This is a genomic window from Microbacterium sp. SY138 (genome assembly GCF_039729145.1).
Classification (GTDB): domain Bacteria; phylum Actinomycetota; class Actinomycetes; order Actinomycetales; family Microbacteriaceae; genus Microbacterium; species Microbacterium maritypicum_A.
The window spans coordinates 887,234-902,647 of record NZ_CP155793.1 but is presented as its reverse complement, the minus strand read 5'-3'; the positions used below and the strand labels follow the sequence as shown (position 1 = coordinate 902,647).

Here is a 15,414-nt window from a genome sequence, read left to right as displayed (position 1 = left end):
GGCGCTACCGATGAGGCGCTTCAGTGTTCTTCGTTCGGCTCGTCGAGACTTTCTTTCCCGAACTCGTCGAAGTCTAGAACCGCGCGTCGCAGAGCTCGGAGGTCCTGCGTTGGAACTTCGACGTGTCCATCGCTGCCGTCGGCTTCCTCCATCGGGAGCATGCCAGCAGGCGCATTCTGGGTGTTGATGAGGTCAACATAAGCACCATAATCGATGACATACACGTCGTACCGCTCTCCTGGGGCGTCTTGCGCCGAATAGCCCCGCCGGACCAAGTGAAGGACGCGTGCGTCGAAAAGCGCCACAAGCGCCCGCGCGCCCTTGTCCTTCTGATTGACCAAGAAACCTCGAGCCTTCTTGCCACGAATGACTCGATCAATCACCCAGTTCAGGAGGGCCTGTGCCTCGGGCACGTCAGCAATGGCACGTTCCTTGTCGTTCTGGAACCACTGGCGGGCAGCTCGCCGAACGTCTGGAATGGAGATTTTCCTATCGCCAGCACGCCAGGCGGCGTTCGCGGCGATGTTAATCGCGTCTCGCGGCACGCCTTCTGCCGCTCGGACGAGCTCGTCAAACGCGCGCGTGTCTGTGAACCCAAGCGAAATCAGTTCGGACTCACGAGTCAGCCGGAGTTCTCCCTGCTCTTCTTTGCTGCTTGCGGTCAGATGCTTGAAAAACAGACTGAGGAAGAATGCACGTGCTCGTTCTTCTTCCTGTTCAAACACCATGAAGTCATCGAGGTTGAGATTGGCTGACATATCTGCACCGACCTCAATCCCGACGAAGGAGCCGTTCCCGAGCTGGCGTCTAAACACAGCCTGTTGCTCGATCGTCGCGATCTTCACCGTAAACGGCTGAAGCGGCAGCAGACAACGCACTAGGAATGCCCCGAGGTACGGCTGGACTTCGGGCGGCACACTCGTCCACTCATCGAGCAGCACCCAGATTCGCTTCGCGGAGAGTGTTTCCGCTAGTGACCGAAGCGCCCGGGCGACGTCGCTGAAGTTGAGAGAGATCTTCTCTTCGCCTTGCCGAGTTTCCTCTCGATCCGTCTCCTTAGCTTCTTCGTCACCTGCCTCAAAGTGCGCCGCGATCTGTCCGTTGCTAGATATGCTCGCCCCCACGCTGGAGCTGCGTTGCGAACGGCTGCTGTTGCGAGTGGTTCGAGCAACTGTTCCGGTGACACGAATCGCGCTGATGGATTCAAGAAGCGAGTCGAGTGCAGAGACAAACGACGTGTTGGTCACGAGGCCCTCATCGTCGAGCGCTGCCTGCAAGATTTCATCGTGGATGAGATTCAGAAGGTCCACGAGCAGGCGCGCAGTCCTCTCGACCGGGCCTACATTCTCGCCGTCGAAGATTCCCTCAGCCGAGCCGATAGTCCTGAGGTCGACGTAGATAGTGATGTTCTCCACGTCGCCGCGAATCGAGGATAGATAGCGCAGCGCGTGGGTCTTCCCCGTGCCTCGTCGGCCGTAGATGATCTGGTGATCAACGGTGTCGAGCGCGAGCCCAACGCCGGAGTCCTCGAACGTTGATCGAAGTTCTGCTTCGGCGCGCGACTCCGCACGCTTAGGGATCTTGTTCAGAGCTGCGTTGATCGCAGTAAGCGTCGGCATGAGATGAGACTAGCGAACGGTGGGGTCAGTTCGCCGCTGATGACGTTAGGTGGTGCGAGGAGCGCCCGGACCGGAGCGGAGCGAGGACCGGACGCACCGCAGCGGCACCTAACGTCGGCCGAAGGCCGGCCTTGAACGAATAAAGAAAGTTCTCACAGCTCCGCTACCGCCTCGGGAGACGAGACCTTGCGTGTCAGGTCGAAGCTGAGATCACCGAGAGACTGATCAGCCGCACTGCCAACTACGGAGTAGCGCCCGAATGCGTCTGGCACCGGCTTCCACGGGACAAACTTGGCGTCGGCTTCCGCCAGAGCAAGTTGACGGTCCAGCTCGGGCGAGATGCCCCGAAGGTCGTTGAACCCAAGCGCGCGGATGCCAAGCCGGATGGCATCAAGGTCCGGGGCCGGTGAAAGAAGAGCCTCGATCGCGCCGACCGTCTTCGCCGTGTAGCGAGAAGCGAACGACTGAGTGATGGTGCCCTGCATAGCGGCAAGTTCGCCAATGGGCGGCTTCGGCTTGTGGAACCTGTGAGCGTAGGCATTGAACACACTCCGGTAGTCGCGAGTCGCCCGATCCGCCGCCTCAGCCGCTGCGGACATCTTCAAGAACGCTTCGTCGTGGTTCTGCGGCGTGCCGCTAGTGACCTGCGCCGCGTCCATGGCGTTGACAGCATCTGCCGCCTTGGTTTTCAGTCGCTGAAGAACGGCGGCGACCGGTAGCGGCACGACGCCCCACACGGGTAGCGCGGACAGTTCACTCATCGCACAACCTCCATGCTCGACAGCCTATCCGAGAGCAACCCGTTGCCGTAAGGAGTACATGACTAGAAAAAGACAAAAACCGAACATTGACTAAAACCCGTACTGACGTGCAGTCTTCCGTACAGAGATAAAGCATCACCAACTGAAAGGAATGAGCAATGGCACTGCAGTCAGGAATCCCGGTCAGCTTCGAGGCGTACTTCCCTCGTGGAGCGTTCATGGTCGGCGAGGTCGAGCCCGTCGCGAAGTGGTCCGATGACGGAGAACGGCAGGGACAGGATCTGGACAAGAACACCGGGCACCCGCTCTGGCAGGTGCGCGTGATCGACGCAGACCCTGAGGCCCGCAAGGGACAGAACGAGGTCACAGTCAAGATCGCGAGCATCGCGGAACCTGCGGCACCGCCGGAGGCCAACGGGCTCCCCTTCCGCCCGGTCTTTTTCGACGGTCTTTCAGTCACTCCGTATGTCAAGGAGAACGGTGGGCGTCCGCGCGTTGCGTTCTCACTCCGCGCTCGCGAAATGAAGCCCGCAGGCAAGCCGAGGAGCAACGACTGATGGACTGGTCATGGCGGATCGAACGCGCGTACTGGGCTGGTGAGTTGCCGCGCCTGTGGCGTCGCGGATGGTGGCTAGTCCCAATGCTCATAGTCCTCGGGCTCTTCAGCGCGGTGCCATTCGTCGGCCAGCTCGTCAACTGGCTGGTGGTGGGCGCGTTCGCAGTGGTCGTGTTGCGCCGCCTTCTTGCAGCGCGTGATCTGGACACCGTGTTGCACCGGCGGTGGCAAGAGCAGATGGGCGCACGGATCTTGGCGTCATGGCCTGCCCTGGCCCGCAACCTCCGGCTAGAGGTCAAGGACATCGCGGGGAATCCCCTCGTGTCCGGCGCGGGGCAGCCGCAATGGGATGGATGGACGTGCCTCCTTCCCGTTGCGATGCCTCCGGGACTGGCGCGGGAGGATCTTGTCGCGGCGACAGGGCGCATCGCTGAGGCCTTCAACGCCGTTCGAGTTGCCGTAGAAGGCCAGCAGATCGGGGCGCTCGCGTTGCGGATCGACTACGTCGACGTGCTGGCACGTTCGTTCGCGCTTCAGCTCGGCAGCAACTGGGACGGCAGATCAGTTCTGATGGGCGTGTCGGAAGGTGGTCACGATTGGCGGCTCCCGCTCGGCCCACACACGTTGGTCGCGGGGTCATCCGGCAGCGGTAAAGCCTCGCTCGTGTGGGGCCTTCTACTGGGACTGGCGCAGCCCATCCACTCCGGCCTCATCGAAGTTTGGGGCATCGACCGCAAGGGTGGCATGGAGCTTGCGATGGGCCGCCGTCTGCTCACGCGGTTCGCAGACGATGCAGCGCATTCCGTAGCGCTCTTGGAAGACGCTGTCGCGCAGATGCAGATACGAGCGCGCCAGCTTGCAGGGGTGACCAGGCAGCACGTCGCCTCGGTCGACAGCCCGACCGTGATCGTGCTGATCGATGAGCTTGCAGCGTTGACATCGTACGAAACCGATCGAGACATGCTCCGCCGCGCGAATGCCGCAATCGCGACGCTCGCATCCCAAGGACGGGCGGTGGGATTCATCGTCTTCGCGTGCTTGCAGGATCCCCGCAAGGAGACGCTCCCGGCGCGGGGCCTGTTCACACAGACCGTAGGGCTCAGGCTCCGTGACCGCACCGAGACGGCCATGGTTCTTGGCGACGGGGCAGTTGCAGCGGGTGCGATGTGTCACGAGATCTCGCCGTCTACGCCTTGAGTCGCGTACGTGCTTCCCGAAACAGGGCCTCCGGTGCGTGTGCGGGCAGCCTTCGCGACTGACGCGCAGATCAGGGAAGCAGCTGAGACGTTTGCCACCCCGCGTCCACGCCCTGTCGAGGTCGTCGAGCAGGTAGCTGCTCCAGGGGCACGGCGTCCGCGAGCATCACGGTCGAATGCAACGAACAGATCAGGAGAAGAATCATGAACAAGAGAACAGTCGCCGTTCTCGGCGCGTCGATTATGGGAGCAGCGCTCCTGCTCGGTCTAGGTGCCGCTGCCGGTTACACACTCGGAACGGCATCCACGACCGCTTCATCGGATACACCAGACAGGCAGCCCTCCCCCTGCAATCTGTGGTTCCCGCAGGGTGAGGTTCCGGCCGTTGCCGATGAGGATTCGGTCGACGTACGCATCGCGAATCCTGCGTGCTCTGATGCGCAGATCATCGCCTGGCAGGACCAGCAGCAATCCGATGGGCTCGATGACAGAGTCTGTCGCCCGCTGTCTATCGACCCGCTGACGCGCACTCCACTCTCGTGCGTTGTGCCCACGGAGGTCGACGTTGAGTATCGCTGAGGCCGTAGCCGCGCGGTTGCGAAGCTCCGAGTTCGATCAATGGATGGCGGGCGCGGCACGCGTTGGATTCTGCTCCAACCCGGTTCGACTCACCGGCTCGTCGGCCACGATGAATCCGCAGACCGGTGAGGTGATCCGTGAGTTCGTGGCGGAGACGCAACCTGACCGCATCTCATACACGAGATGCGGAAACCGTCGCGCCCGTCGCTGCGAATCCTGCAGCCACGAGTACAAGGGCGATACGTGGCACATGATCATGGCTGGCGCTGCGGGTGGGATGAAAGGGGTTCCCGAAGGGGTAGGCGAACACCCGATGGCGTTCGTCACACTCACCGCTCCGTCTTTCGGTGCCGTCCACTCTCTGGCTGGTTCGCGGAGACGTGGCACCTGCGTTCATGGCAAGCCGCGCGGGTGCTTCTGCAATCACGATGACGACGACGGACTCCTCGGCGAGCCGCTGTGCGAGGAATGCTATGACTACGTTGGCCACGTCGTGTGGCAGTACTTTGCACCCGAGCTGTGGAGGCGGTTCACCATTCAGCTCCGGCGGCAGCTGGCTTACGAGCTCGGGATGACTCAGAGAGCCGCTGCGGAGATCGTACGGGTCCAGTTCGCCAAAGTGGCGGAGTTTCAGCGACGCGGAGCGGTGCACTTTCACGCGATCATTCGGCTCGACGGCGTTAGCCCGACAGAACAGTTCCCGCCTGCCCCGGACCAAGTGACCGAAGCATGTCTCATCGCTGCGGTTCGGAAGTCGTCGCGTCGAGTCGTGTATGAGGCTCCGGCGGTGCGTGGAGAGGCATCCGCTCGGGTTCTCCGGTGGGGTGCGCAGATCGATGTTCAACCGATCGTTCGTCGTGAGGGGCTCGACGGCACGCTCTCTGACCGAGCCGTAGCGGCATACATCGCAAAGTACGCCACCAAGGCGACGGAGGATCTCAGTAGCGGGAGCCGTGACCGCCCGCACGTGAAAGTGATCAAGGCCACCGCTGAGCTGATTGCCGAGGAGAACGGTCCGGAGGGCCCCTACGCGCTGCTCAGGAAGTGGTCGCACATGCTGGGCTTCCGTGGACACTTCTCCTCGAAGTCGCGCCGGTACTCGGTGACACTTGGCTCGCTCCGAGGAGCCCGTCGCGCTTGGCGCTTGGCACGCACCGTGGAACGAGCCAAAGAGGAAGGCTACGACGTCGACGAGGTGCTGGTAGTGGGCTCATGGAGCTTTGCGGGAATGGGCTGGCGGAATGAGGGTGACCGGGCTCTCGCGATCGAAGCCGCCCGCGCCGCACGTGAATGGCGAGACGCACGACGGGTGCGGTTCGAATCTCAGAGAGGAAAGAGTGATGCGTAAACAACTTGAGCTGGTCGAAAACACTGCTGAGTCAGAGGCCGTCGAGGACAAGTACCTGACTCGCCGGGAGGTGGCTGCCCGCTGCCGCGTGCCTCTCTCGACGTTCGATTCGTTGCGACGACAGGCACGGGTCCCGTTTCCTGACGCGCACATGGGCAAGCACATGCTGTGGAGGCTGTCAACAATCGAAACCTTCCTCGACGCGGGTGGCACTCGTGGCCTCCAGTAGCGCGCGGATCGATCCCAAGACCCGCAAGCCGCTGCCCGAGGGCATTCGCTATCGTGCGGACCGCAACAAGTATCAGGTCCGCGTGTGGGCTACCGGCCTCAACGGAGAAGACCGAGAGCGGAGCTACCTCGTGGACACGCTCGGCGAAGCGAAGAAGATCCGTAGCGAGATGCGTTCGCAGGTGCGCCCCGACGGTGGGATGACGCTGAATGCTTGGCAGGTTCGGCATTGGCCGTCGCTTACAGAAGGACTACGCCCCGCGACGACCGCGGCGTACGAACGTGGGTGGCGACTCCGAGTGCAGCCGTGGCTTGGCCATCGAAAGATCGAGTCCATCGGGGTGAGTGATGTGGACGACGCGATAACGGGATGGAGCGGATCGGCGTCCACCCGCAATGACGCCCTGGCTGTGCTCAGTCGGCTACTCGAGGGCGCTGCGCGTGCAGAGATCATCGGAGTGAATCCGGTGCGGTTGGCGAGGCGTCCACGAGGCGAACGCCCGTCCAGCTTTCGTTCACGGGCACTGACGCTGTCCGAGGTTGCAACGATGCTCGACTCTGTCGATGAGGGGCCTCACCGCGACTATCTGGCGGCCTTGGTGTACACGGGCATGCGTGCCGGCGAGGCAAGCGCGTTGAGGGTGGGCGACGTCGATCTGGCGCACGGTGTTATCCATGTCCGGCGTAGCTTCTCGCCTGCTGGCGGTGGCAGAGTGCGCGAACAATCGCCAAAGAGTCACAAGGAACGTACTGTGCCGCTGCCCTCCGCTCTGCGCTCGATCATCGTTCGCAGGGTTGCAGGTCTCGGACGGAACGAGCTGGTGTTCACAGGCCCGAACGGCGGCCGGCTCAACACATCGAATGTTCGCCGGGCCGTCGACTGGGACGAGCTGAGGAATCGACTCGATCGCCCTGATCTGCGCATCCATGACCTTCGCCACACACTCGCGACCCTGCTCTTCGATGCTGGCGCTGCTGCGAACGACGTCCAGGCGATCCTCGGGCATTCCTCGATGCAGGTCACGGAGCGATACAGCCGGGCAAGATCTGATGCAGCGGTCCGCGCGAACGGCGCGCTCGACAAACTGATGGGAACAGAGTGATGGCGCTGCGAGATCACCACGAGGTGCAGATGGGGCCATACGCGCCGCTGTACGACTACCTGCGTACCCACGAGGAAGCGGAGGAGGTCTTGCTGAGCTTCGTCGAGATCGAAGCCATCCTCGGGTGCGCCCTCCCCGACGCCGCACGCACGCCCGGAGAAGGTTGGTGGTCGGGACATCCCACAAGGCTCCAGGCAAGGAGTTGGCTCGCGGCGTGGCGTCGCCCCGATCCTCGATACGACGATCTGTCCGTTGCCTTTCGCCGGACGGGTCAACTCACGAAGCCTTCCTCGGAAGATCAATCGCGACAGATCAAGATGTACCTTCGGCATGCGTGGGACATGTTGGACTTCGAGGTCGAGGATAACCAGGAGTGCGTCGTCTACCTCATACATTTTGAGGAGCCGGGACTGTACAAGGTCGGCATCTCGAAAGCATCGACAAGCCGCCCCCAAGCACTGGCGCAAGCTGGCGGCATCGTCCTTGACACGGTCCGAGTGAAGAACCGGACCCTTGCGCGGCTGCTCGAAAGCGAATGTCTCGTCCGGGTCGATGCAGCCCGCGCAGAGCCGCCTCTCTGGATCGCGCAGTGGGCGGGAGCAACCGAGTTCTGGAGCGATAGTGTCTCGCTGCCGCCGTTCCGCGAGATACTCAAGTCCCTAAACGATGAGCTTCCGATCGCGTATCGAGGAGCCTGGGCCTGACGACTTCGCCGCCGTACGAGGACTGACGGTCCATATAGTTGCCGATAAATGAAGCGAACTATCGGGAGCTATCGGCAAAAACAGCTTTCTCCCTCTGCACCGCGACGACATCGCGTATCCTGATCCGTTATGCCAAATCAAGAAGCTACCTACGTCACGCTCGACGGCGAGACGCACCTCGTGGTGGTCAGCGCCGACCTCACTGATGCCGAGCGCGCCAAACTCGGACATCCAGCGCTGGGCACTCGCTGCGCATGCCCGGACTGCGAGTGCCCGAACGAGGCCGACATGGGGACGCACGAACACCCGATCTGCGGATGCTGTCTCGCGGACTGCCCCGACGTCCACGCCGCTGACAGCCCGTAGATTCGTCCGTCTGCGCAGCTTCCTCACCTACTACTAGCGGAGCAGCCGTCCCCTGCGCCTCTCCGAGCCAAGTTCACCAGTTTCCACGCTTCTCCCACCGTTCTTCAAGAACGCCAAGTTGAGACCGAGATGCGAGGGTCGTTGTGCCCGCGGGCGCCCAGGTAGATGCCGCAACGAAGGAGAGCAATGAATGACGCACGGCAGCGGGGTGATGCCAAAGGTCGGGGCAAGTGGCTGCGCCCAGCAGGTGAACGATCTCACTCGCACCCGGAACCGGTGTACTCGAACCGACCGCTGACCTAACATGGGCCAGACCGCGTGATCTCACCGCGGCCAATCGCAGTGGAATACGCGCTTGACGGCTACGAGGGTACGCGATTCGACCATGAGGAGGGGCTTGGTTCCCGCTCGGCGTAGCAGTCTGCGCACGGGGGTCGTTCGCTTCTGCAAGCACGCTGCACCAGAGATGTCCATCGCAGATATTGTGTGTTTCCACATCTCCACCCACGATAGGGAGTGCGCCTTCGTATAGCCGAATCACGAACGCCTTCCGACTCTCCCGCTCAGAGTTGCTTAGCGAGACGCTAGCCCGAGCCACACCGACAAACGCAGCGTGAAGTGCCTCATCGAGAATCAGCGTCTCTACCCATGTTGCGCCGCGACCGCGATTGAGGTCGAGCTGTGCAAGATCTTCTGGAACTTTTCGTCGAGCTTCAGGGACTCCGTCACGCAGACTGGAATGAAACCCGCCGTACACACCTTCAAGATCAGCGAGGAGCTGGCCGATGTTGTTTTCACCAGTGGAGGCGCAAGTCACTGCCCGCTTGATGAGGTCAAGTTGATGACCAGCGCCGTGACAGAAGCAGTTGCAGGCGGATAACCGCGCTCGCTCGCATGAGCTGTTGTGTTCGGGTAGTAACTGTTGTACTGCTGACGACATATCGACCCCGCTCCTACCAGCTTCCTCGCTGGGCACTCGTAGCCTATCGGCGTTGTGTGATATTCAATCGGTAACGCCGATGATGAGGGTTTTCTCTCGGTGGGCGGAACGAGCTGCATCCCTAGATTCGGACGGGGTTGCACCCCTCATCGCGACTGCTACCGGCACAAAACCGGCACAGCCCTCCCCTGCGCTGCGCCAGCCATCGCCCCGGATACGACAAAACCCCCGGAAATCCGAGGGTCTTGATCTGTAGCAGGAGCGGGGCTTGAACCCGCGACCTCACGATTATGAGTCGTGCGCTCTAACCAGCTGAGCTACCCTGCCGCGAGGCATCCGTCCGCGTGAGAAGAATGCTTGCGAGCCCCGAGTCAGGATTGAACTGACGACCCCTTCCTTACCATGGAAGTGCTCTGCCACTGAGCTATCGGGGCGTGCTGCCCCTCGCGGGGCAACCGTACGAGAATACCATCACTGTGGCGTCCTCATGAAATCGAGCCGGTCAGTACGACGTTCGACCCGCGTTCTCCTTGAGCCACGGCATCGGGTCGATGGTCGATCCGTTGACGATGAGCTCGAAGTGCAGGTGGGCGCCGTAGGAACGGCCCGTGTTTCCGGTCTTGCCGACGACAGTGCCGACCGTCACCGTGTCGCCGGCCTTGACGTTCAGAGACCCGTACTGCATGTGCGAGTAGTGGCTCGTGATGACCTGGCCATCGATGACGTGGTCGATGTAGACCGTGACACCGAAGGCACCGCCCTGTTCGGTCGCGATGCGGACCGTGCCGTCGGCGATGGCCTGGATCGGCGCGCCGTTGCCCGGCACGAAGTCGATGCCCTCATGGAGGCGGCCGCTGCGCATGCCGTAGCCGTAGCTCATGCCCACGCCGACGAGGAACGGCCACTGGATCGCGGCGTCGGGGTCGTTCGTGAAGATCTCGCCCGAATAGTTGATGCCCTGCTCCGCGGCGACCTCGGCGAGCGAGACCGTGCTGAAGTCATCGGCGCGGGTGAGCGCCTCGCTCTCGACACCGGATGGCGCGACGAACGCCTGGATCTCACCCTCGGCCGTGTCCTTCGCTTCTTCGGCGGAGGACGACACCAGCGACATCGATGCCGCCGAAGCACCCTGCACGCCGGCGACCGCCTCGGCGGGGAGCGTCATGGACACCGCGAGGAGACCGGCGAGGCTCATCACCCCGACAGTCGCGCTGAGAGTCACAGCCTTGCGGATGTTGCGGGGACGACGGGCGGCCACATGCACGGAGGCGACGGGCTCGTCGTCGGAGGCGCGCGCCGACTGCGCCCGCGCACGGTCGGCTGCGGAGACGGTGGGAACGGGACCGGTCGCACGGAACGCGCGCGACGCACGCTCGAACGCGTCGGCGTCGTCGCCGGGCACATCGGGAACATCGGCGATGATCGGCTCCGGGTTCGGAGCGATGAAGGGCTCGACCAGCGGCTCGGCGGCGACATCGTCGGCCGTGGGGCGCTGGCGGGCGGCACGCCGGGAAAGCGGGGCGACAGCAGCCAGGGCGACGGCTGTGGCGTCGACCGCGGCAGTGGGGGCGGCGGCAGCGGGCGCGGCAGCGGATTCGGCGGCAGAGATGGGTGCCGTCGGTCCCGCCGCGGGGGCCTCAGAGGCCGCAGTGCGGAGTCGGCTGGACCGGCGCGTGGGCGCAGAGGCAGCCTGGGAAGTCTCGAAGGGCAAAGCGTTTCTCTCGGTCGTGCGTCAAGCTCGGGGGGCGCAAACTTTGACTTTCACCTTCGGGTGGCGAAAGTAACGATCGCATAAACCATATCTTGATCAGTCTGGGAATGCCATGAATCGTTCAATGTTTCTGGTCGAGGATGGCGCGCAGTCGCGAGTGCACTTCCACCCCGCCCGCGAGCAGCATCGGACGTGGGGAGTCGATGTCGATGCGCGACACCACACCACCCGCTTCTTCGACGAGGAGGGCACCGGCGGCGAAGTCCCACGGACGAAGCCCCCGCTCGAAGTATCCGTCCAGTCGCCCCGCCGCGACGAAGGCGAGGTCGAGCGCTGCGGCTCCCATGCGTCTCAGATCCCGGGCCATCGGCATCACCCGCCCCACGGTGGCGATGTCGCCCTCGTGCGTGGTCGGGTCGTAGCCGAACCCCGTGGCGAGCAGCGCTCCGGCCGGGGTCTCTCCGGTCACCTCGAGACGGTCGCCGTTCGACCACGCGCCCTGGCCGCGGGCGGCCGTGAACATCTCGCCGAGCGCGGGGGCGTTGACCGCACCGGCGAGTGCTTCCCAGGTCTCCGGATCGGGATCGCCGCGGACGGCGGCGATGCTCACGTTGTACGCCGGGATGCCGTATGCATAGTTGACGGTGCCGTCGATCGGATCGACGACCCACGTAATCCCGCTGCTGCCGGCCTCGGCACCGGTCTCCTCCCCCAGGAAACCGTCGTCGGCCCTCGCGGCCCGAAGGCGTTCGCGGATGAGCGCCTCGACCTCTCGATCGGCTTCGGTGACGATATCGGCCAGCGACGACTTGGTGGCCGCCAGACGCACCCCCTCCTGTCGACGCGTGCGCGCGAGCCGTCCGGCTTCTTCCGCGATCTCGCTCGCGAGCTCGAGGAGCTCGAGTTCGAGTGTCACTGGGCAGGCCGCTGCGGGGCGGGGGGAGGCGGCGGGAAGGCCGGCAAGGTCTCCTGCGGAGGAGCCGTCGGCTGCGCGGCCGGCGCCGGTGGCACCGGATGCTCTCCCGGAGCCACCTGCGGCGAGGCGACCGGTTGCGTGAACTGCGGAGCAGCGGGCTGTGGCGATGTGGGCTGGGGCGCGACCGGGAAACTCGAGACCGGCGCTGCGGCGAGCGCCTGCTGCGGCGGCACGACGGTCGGGTGCCCCGTGTAGTAGGCGTTCCAGTCGGGCGATGCGTCGGGAAGCGCCGGGAGCGGGGTGATGCCGTCTGCGTAGGTGGGCCAGGACGGCGGCGATGCCACAGCGCGATCGGCGGGCGTCTTCTTCTTGGGAGCGAAGAGCGCGTTCAGCAGTGGGATCAGCGTCGTGCCGACGGCCACCAGGATCGTCAGCGCGACCACGATGCGCCAGTAGAGCTCGCCGTAGTGGAACGTGTTCGGGAAGGCCAGGAAGAACACGAGCATGCCGACGAGGCCAGCGAGGAACGTGATCGTGACGATGTAGATGACCCGCGTGAATGTTGTGACGTATCGCTGCGCCGCGGGAGTGAACAGGCGCACGTGCAGCAGGGCGAGCTGAAGGATGCCGATCACGAGGAGCAGCTGGAAGAAGCGCTCGGCACCGAAGTAGAAGCCGTCTTCCGGCAGCCAGATCTTCACGGCTCCGACGAGGAGCGCGACGATCCAGCTCACCATGCTCGCCAACTGGAGCCAGTCGGGACGGTTCGGCGCGAGACCGGCTTCGAGGATCGCGATGCCGGCGAACGCTGCGAGCAGCAGGATCGTGAGGAACGCCCGGCCGATCAGACCATCTTGATCGCCGATGAGCACCCAGATGACGCACACGAGCGCCGCGGCGATCAGGGCCCCGATGGCGATCCACAGGGAACCCCTGATGAGCAGCGACATGTTCTTCTTCTCACCCTGCGTCTGATGCGTGGTGATGTCCGGCTGGGACATGGCGATCCTCTCGTCGTGCGGCGATGCCTTCATCCTGCCACGCGCGCCCGCAGATGCCACGGGCGCCGCCCTCGTCGCCGAAGACCTTTCCCGATCTCTGCCTCTGTGGAGGAGAGGTCAGCCGGCTTTCTTCGCCGATGCTGCGGCGAAGGCTGCGACTCTGGCCTGCGCATCCGGCGTCTCCAGGGCTGCTCCGATCGAACGCGCCTCCTCACTCAGCTGCTCGACGAACGTGCGCTCCGGCTGCGATCGCACCAGCCGCTTCGCCTGGCCGTAGGCGTCTGCGGCGCCCGCCAACCAGAATCGCGCGATCTCCTCACCGCGAGCACGCACCAGTTCCGCCTCGGAGACGGCGTCCGCACCTTCGACGGCCTCGGCGACGAGACCCCAGTCCACAGCCTCCGCCGACGACAGCAGTCGATCCTGCAGCACGAGCTGCAGGGCACGGCGCTGACCGACGGCACGGGCGAGCTGAGCGGAGACCGACAGATCCGGGGTCAGACCGATGTTCGCGTAGAGGCTGCCGAGCTTCGATCGCGAGCCGACCACGGCATAGTCGCTGCACAGCAGAATCCCCAGACCACCGCCGGCCGTGGTGCCGTGGGCAGCGGCGACGACAGGCACCGCCGATTCCGTCAACGAGCGGATGCCGGTGTTGATGACCTCGGCGAGAGCGGTGATCTCCGCGCCGGAAGCCCCCATCGTCGTCGCCATGTCGATCACATCGCCCCCGGCGCAGAAAGCGGGGCCGACGGCATCGATCAGGATCGCCTTCACATCGGATCTCGACGTCGCCTCGGCCGTCGCGTCCTTCCAGGCGTGTGCGAGGTCGGCGTTGAAGGCGTTGAGGCGAGCGGGGCGGTTCAGCGTCAGCCGTGCCAATCCCTCTTCGACGGCGAACAGGATGGCATCACTCATGGCTTCTCCTTCGAGCGCAGGACGTGTGGGACCAGCGTAACCGCGATCAGACCCGCTCCCAGACCTGCGAGACGAAGCTCTCCATTCGGCGACGCGTGCCGTCGAGGCGGAAGTCGACCTGCCCCGGAGTCCTGACCTCGTTCGGTGCGAGCGGGTGGGCGAGACGCACGTTCTCGTGGCAGGAGAGGTCGGCGCACATGTAGGTGCCGAACGAGTCGCCGCGCTTCCCCGCCTCCCCCGCCCGACGTGCGGAAAGGAGCGCGACCTGATTGCCGGGCTGCATCGTGTGACAGATGTTGCACATGCCCGAACGCGCACGTCCGGGATCCGTCGCGCGCAGCACGATGCCGACGATCTCCTCGTCGTGCGGGATCAGCACATAGCCACGGCGACTCGCGCCGGGATCCTGCCAGGCGAAGAAGTCGAGATAGTCCCAGTCGACGAGGAGGAAGTCGTGCGGCATCTCCATGAGGCGCAGTTCGTCGGCATCCGCATTGACGAACGAGGCCCGGACTTCGGCTTCGGTGAGCGGTCGCATCAGTCCAGTCTATGAACCGTTCGCACTCGCGGGGCCACGTCACATCCGCCGCATCGTGACCATCGAGAAGACCGTCTCGAACAGCTGAGCCGCGAACACCGATGCCCAGACGGACGCCGCGAGAAGAAAGACGACCTGGATGGCGATCATCACGATCAGCGGCGCCGACCCCCGTCCTCCCCGTCGACGGACCACGACATGACGACCGATCACGTAGACGAGAGAGGACAAGAAGGTCCACGCCCAGGGGAAAGGTCGGGAGAACCCTCGGCCGGCGAGCTCGCGGGCATCGAGGGCGGCGAACCAGACGGAGAGCCCGTAGATCGTCCAGCCCGACAGCGTCAGGACCAGGTACCACGGCGTGAGGAAGGCGTTGATCTCCGCGGCGATGAATCTCTCCACGTCGAGGGACGACGAGCGGTCCAGCGGGACGACGGCGAGCATGTCGAACATCCCCTGCTGCATCTGCACCAGGTATCCGATGGCGGCGATCGCGCTGAGCACCGGGAGGAGCACGATCAGCCACACCCATATGGTGTTTGCGCTCGTTCCCTCCGGGACCGACGGGAAGTCTCCCGACGTCACGGGGGTCGGCGCCTCGCCATCCCATCGGGATCCGTCCCACCATCGCGTCGCTCCCTGGTCATCGGTGTACCACCCGGCGGGGGCGCTCATGGTCGCGCTCCGAGGTCGACGCGGGCGCGGATCGTCTGGAGCATGTGACCACCATATTCATGGTGGCGACATCCGGGAGGCGGGGATGAGAGAAGGCCCCCGCGGTGATCGCGTGGGCCCTCGGATTTCCGCAGTCTTCCGCGGAGGTGATGGTGGCGAGTGAGGGATTCGAACCCCCGAATGCAGAGCAGTCTGATTTACAGTCAGATCCCTTTGGCCGCTTGGGTAACTCGCCAGAGCGCACCCGTCCGACTT

14 protein-coding genes and 3 tRNA genes are annotated in these 15,414 nt (G+C 64.1%); 6 read left to right on the top strand and 11 right to left on the bottom strand.

The genetic code is table 11. The features are described from left to right. Window positions 1-20 precede the first annotated feature (20 nt). The gene (locus tag ABDC25_RS04185) at window positions 21-1,619 is read right to left on the bottom strand and encodes a hypothetical protein (protein WP_347124985.1); all 1,599 of its coding nucleotides are present in this window, start codon (window positions 1,617-1,619) and stop codon (window positions 21-23) included. Window positions 1,620-1,771: 152 nt separating this feature from the next. Continuing rightward, a complete protein-coding gene (locus tag ABDC25_RS04180) occupies window positions 1,772-2,380 on the bottom strand; it encodes a hypothetical protein (protein WP_021199027.1) in 609 nt (202 codons plus the stop codon). A 158-nt stretch (window positions 2,381-2,538) separates the two neighbouring features. On the opposite strand from ABDC25_RS04180, the gene ABDC25_RS04175 reads away from it, so the two are divergent. The 6 genes from ABDC25_RS04175 to ABDC25_RS04150 all read left to right on the top strand — a co-directional run bounded on the left by ABDC25_RS04175 (window position 2,539) and on the right by ABDC25_RS04150 (window position 9,340). Beyond that, entirely contained in the window at window positions 2,539-2,937 is a 399-nt protein-coding gene (locus ABDC25_RS04175) for a hypothetical protein (RefSeq protein ID WP_021199026.1), read from the top strand. Beyond that, window positions 2,937-4,133: an FtsK/SpoIIIE domain-containing protein gene (locus ABDC25_RS04170; protein WP_347124982.1), complete on the top strand. Its 1,197-nt coding sequence runs from the start codon at window positions 2,937-2,939 to the stop codon at window positions 4,131-4,133. Before ABDC25_RS04175 ends, ABDC25_RS04170 begins: the two co-directional genes overlap by 1 nt. A gap of 564 nt (window positions 4,134-4,697) precedes the next feature. Then, a complete protein-coding gene (locus tag ABDC25_RS04165) occupies window positions 4,698-6,059 on the top strand; it encodes a replication initiator (RefSeq protein ID WP_347124980.1) in 1,362 nt (453 codons plus the stop codon). 215 nt (window positions 6,060-6,274) lie between these two features. Next, a complete protein-coding gene (locus ABDC25_RS04160) occupies window positions 6,275-7,390 on the top strand; it encodes a site-specific integrase (RefSeq protein WP_347124978.1) in 1,116 nt (371 codons plus the stop codon). Continuing rightward, window positions 7,390-8,094 (top strand): hypothetical protein, encoded by a 705-nt coding sequence (locus ABDC25_RS04155; protein ID WP_021199020.1) that lies wholly within the window; start codon window positions 7,390-7,392, stop codon window positions 8,092-8,094. The genes ABDC25_RS04160 and ABDC25_RS04155 overlap by 1 nt, the downstream gene beginning before the upstream one ends. A gap of 979 nt (window positions 8,095-9,073) precedes the next feature. Next, on the top strand, window positions 9,074-9,340 hold the full coding sequence (locus ABDC25_RS04150; protein ID WP_021199019.1) for a hypothetical protein: 267 nt from the start codon (window positions 9,074-9,076) through the stop codon (window positions 9,338-9,340). 313 nt (window positions 9,341-9,653) lie between these two features. Here ABDC25_RS04150 and ABDC25_RS04145 read toward each other — a convergent pair. The 9 genes from ABDC25_RS04145 to ABDC25_RS04105 form a co-directional block, all read right to left on the bottom strand. Beyond that, window positions 9,654-9,727, bottom strand: a tRNA-Met gene (locus ABDC25_RS04145). Between the two features lie 35 nt (window positions 9,728-9,762). Continuing rightward, window positions 9,763-9,834 (bottom strand) — tRNA-Thr (locus tag ABDC25_RS04140). Window positions 9,835-9,902: 68 nt separating this feature from the next. Continuing rightward, on the bottom strand, window positions 9,903-11,111 hold the full coding sequence (locus ABDC25_RS04135; protein WP_347124975.1) for a peptidoglycan DD-metalloendopeptidase family protein: 1,209 nt from the start codon (window positions 11,109-11,111) through the stop codon (window positions 9,903-9,905). A gap of 121 nt (window positions 11,112-11,232) precedes the next feature. After that, on the bottom strand, window positions 11,233-12,027 hold the full coding sequence (locus ABDC25_RS04130; protein WP_029259810.1) for an inositol monophosphatase family protein: 795 nt from the start codon (window positions 12,025-12,027) through the stop codon (window positions 11,233-11,235). Further along, entirely contained in the window at window positions 12,024-13,028 is a 1,005-nt protein-coding gene (locus ABDC25_RS04125; protein ID WP_347124973.1) for a hypothetical protein, read from the bottom strand. Before ABDC25_RS04125 ends, ABDC25_RS04130 begins: the two co-directional genes overlap by 4 nt. A gap of 117 nt (window positions 13,029-13,145) precedes the next feature. Next, window positions 13,146-13,946, bottom strand: coding sequence for an enoyl-CoA hydratase/isomerase family protein (locus ABDC25_RS04120; RefSeq protein ID WP_136025359.1), 801 nt, complete (start codon window positions 13,944-13,946; stop codon window positions 13,146-13,148). Between the two features lie 46 nt (window positions 13,947-13,992). Then, the gene (locus ABDC25_RS04115; protein WP_021199015.1) at window positions 13,993-14,484 is read right to left on the bottom strand and encodes an FBP domain-containing protein; all 492 of its coding nucleotides are present in this window, start codon (window positions 14,482-14,484) and stop codon (window positions 13,993-13,995) included. A 39-nt stretch (window positions 14,485-14,523) separates the two neighbouring features. Next, a complete protein-coding gene (locus ABDC25_RS04110; protein WP_347124970.1) occupies window positions 14,524-15,159 on the bottom strand; it encodes a hypothetical protein in 636 nt (211 codons plus the stop codon). Between the two features lie 150 nt (window positions 15,160-15,309). Further along, a tRNA-Tyr gene (locus tag ABDC25_RS04105) sits at window positions 15,310-15,394 on the bottom strand. Window positions 15,395-15,414: the final 20 nt, after the last annotated feature.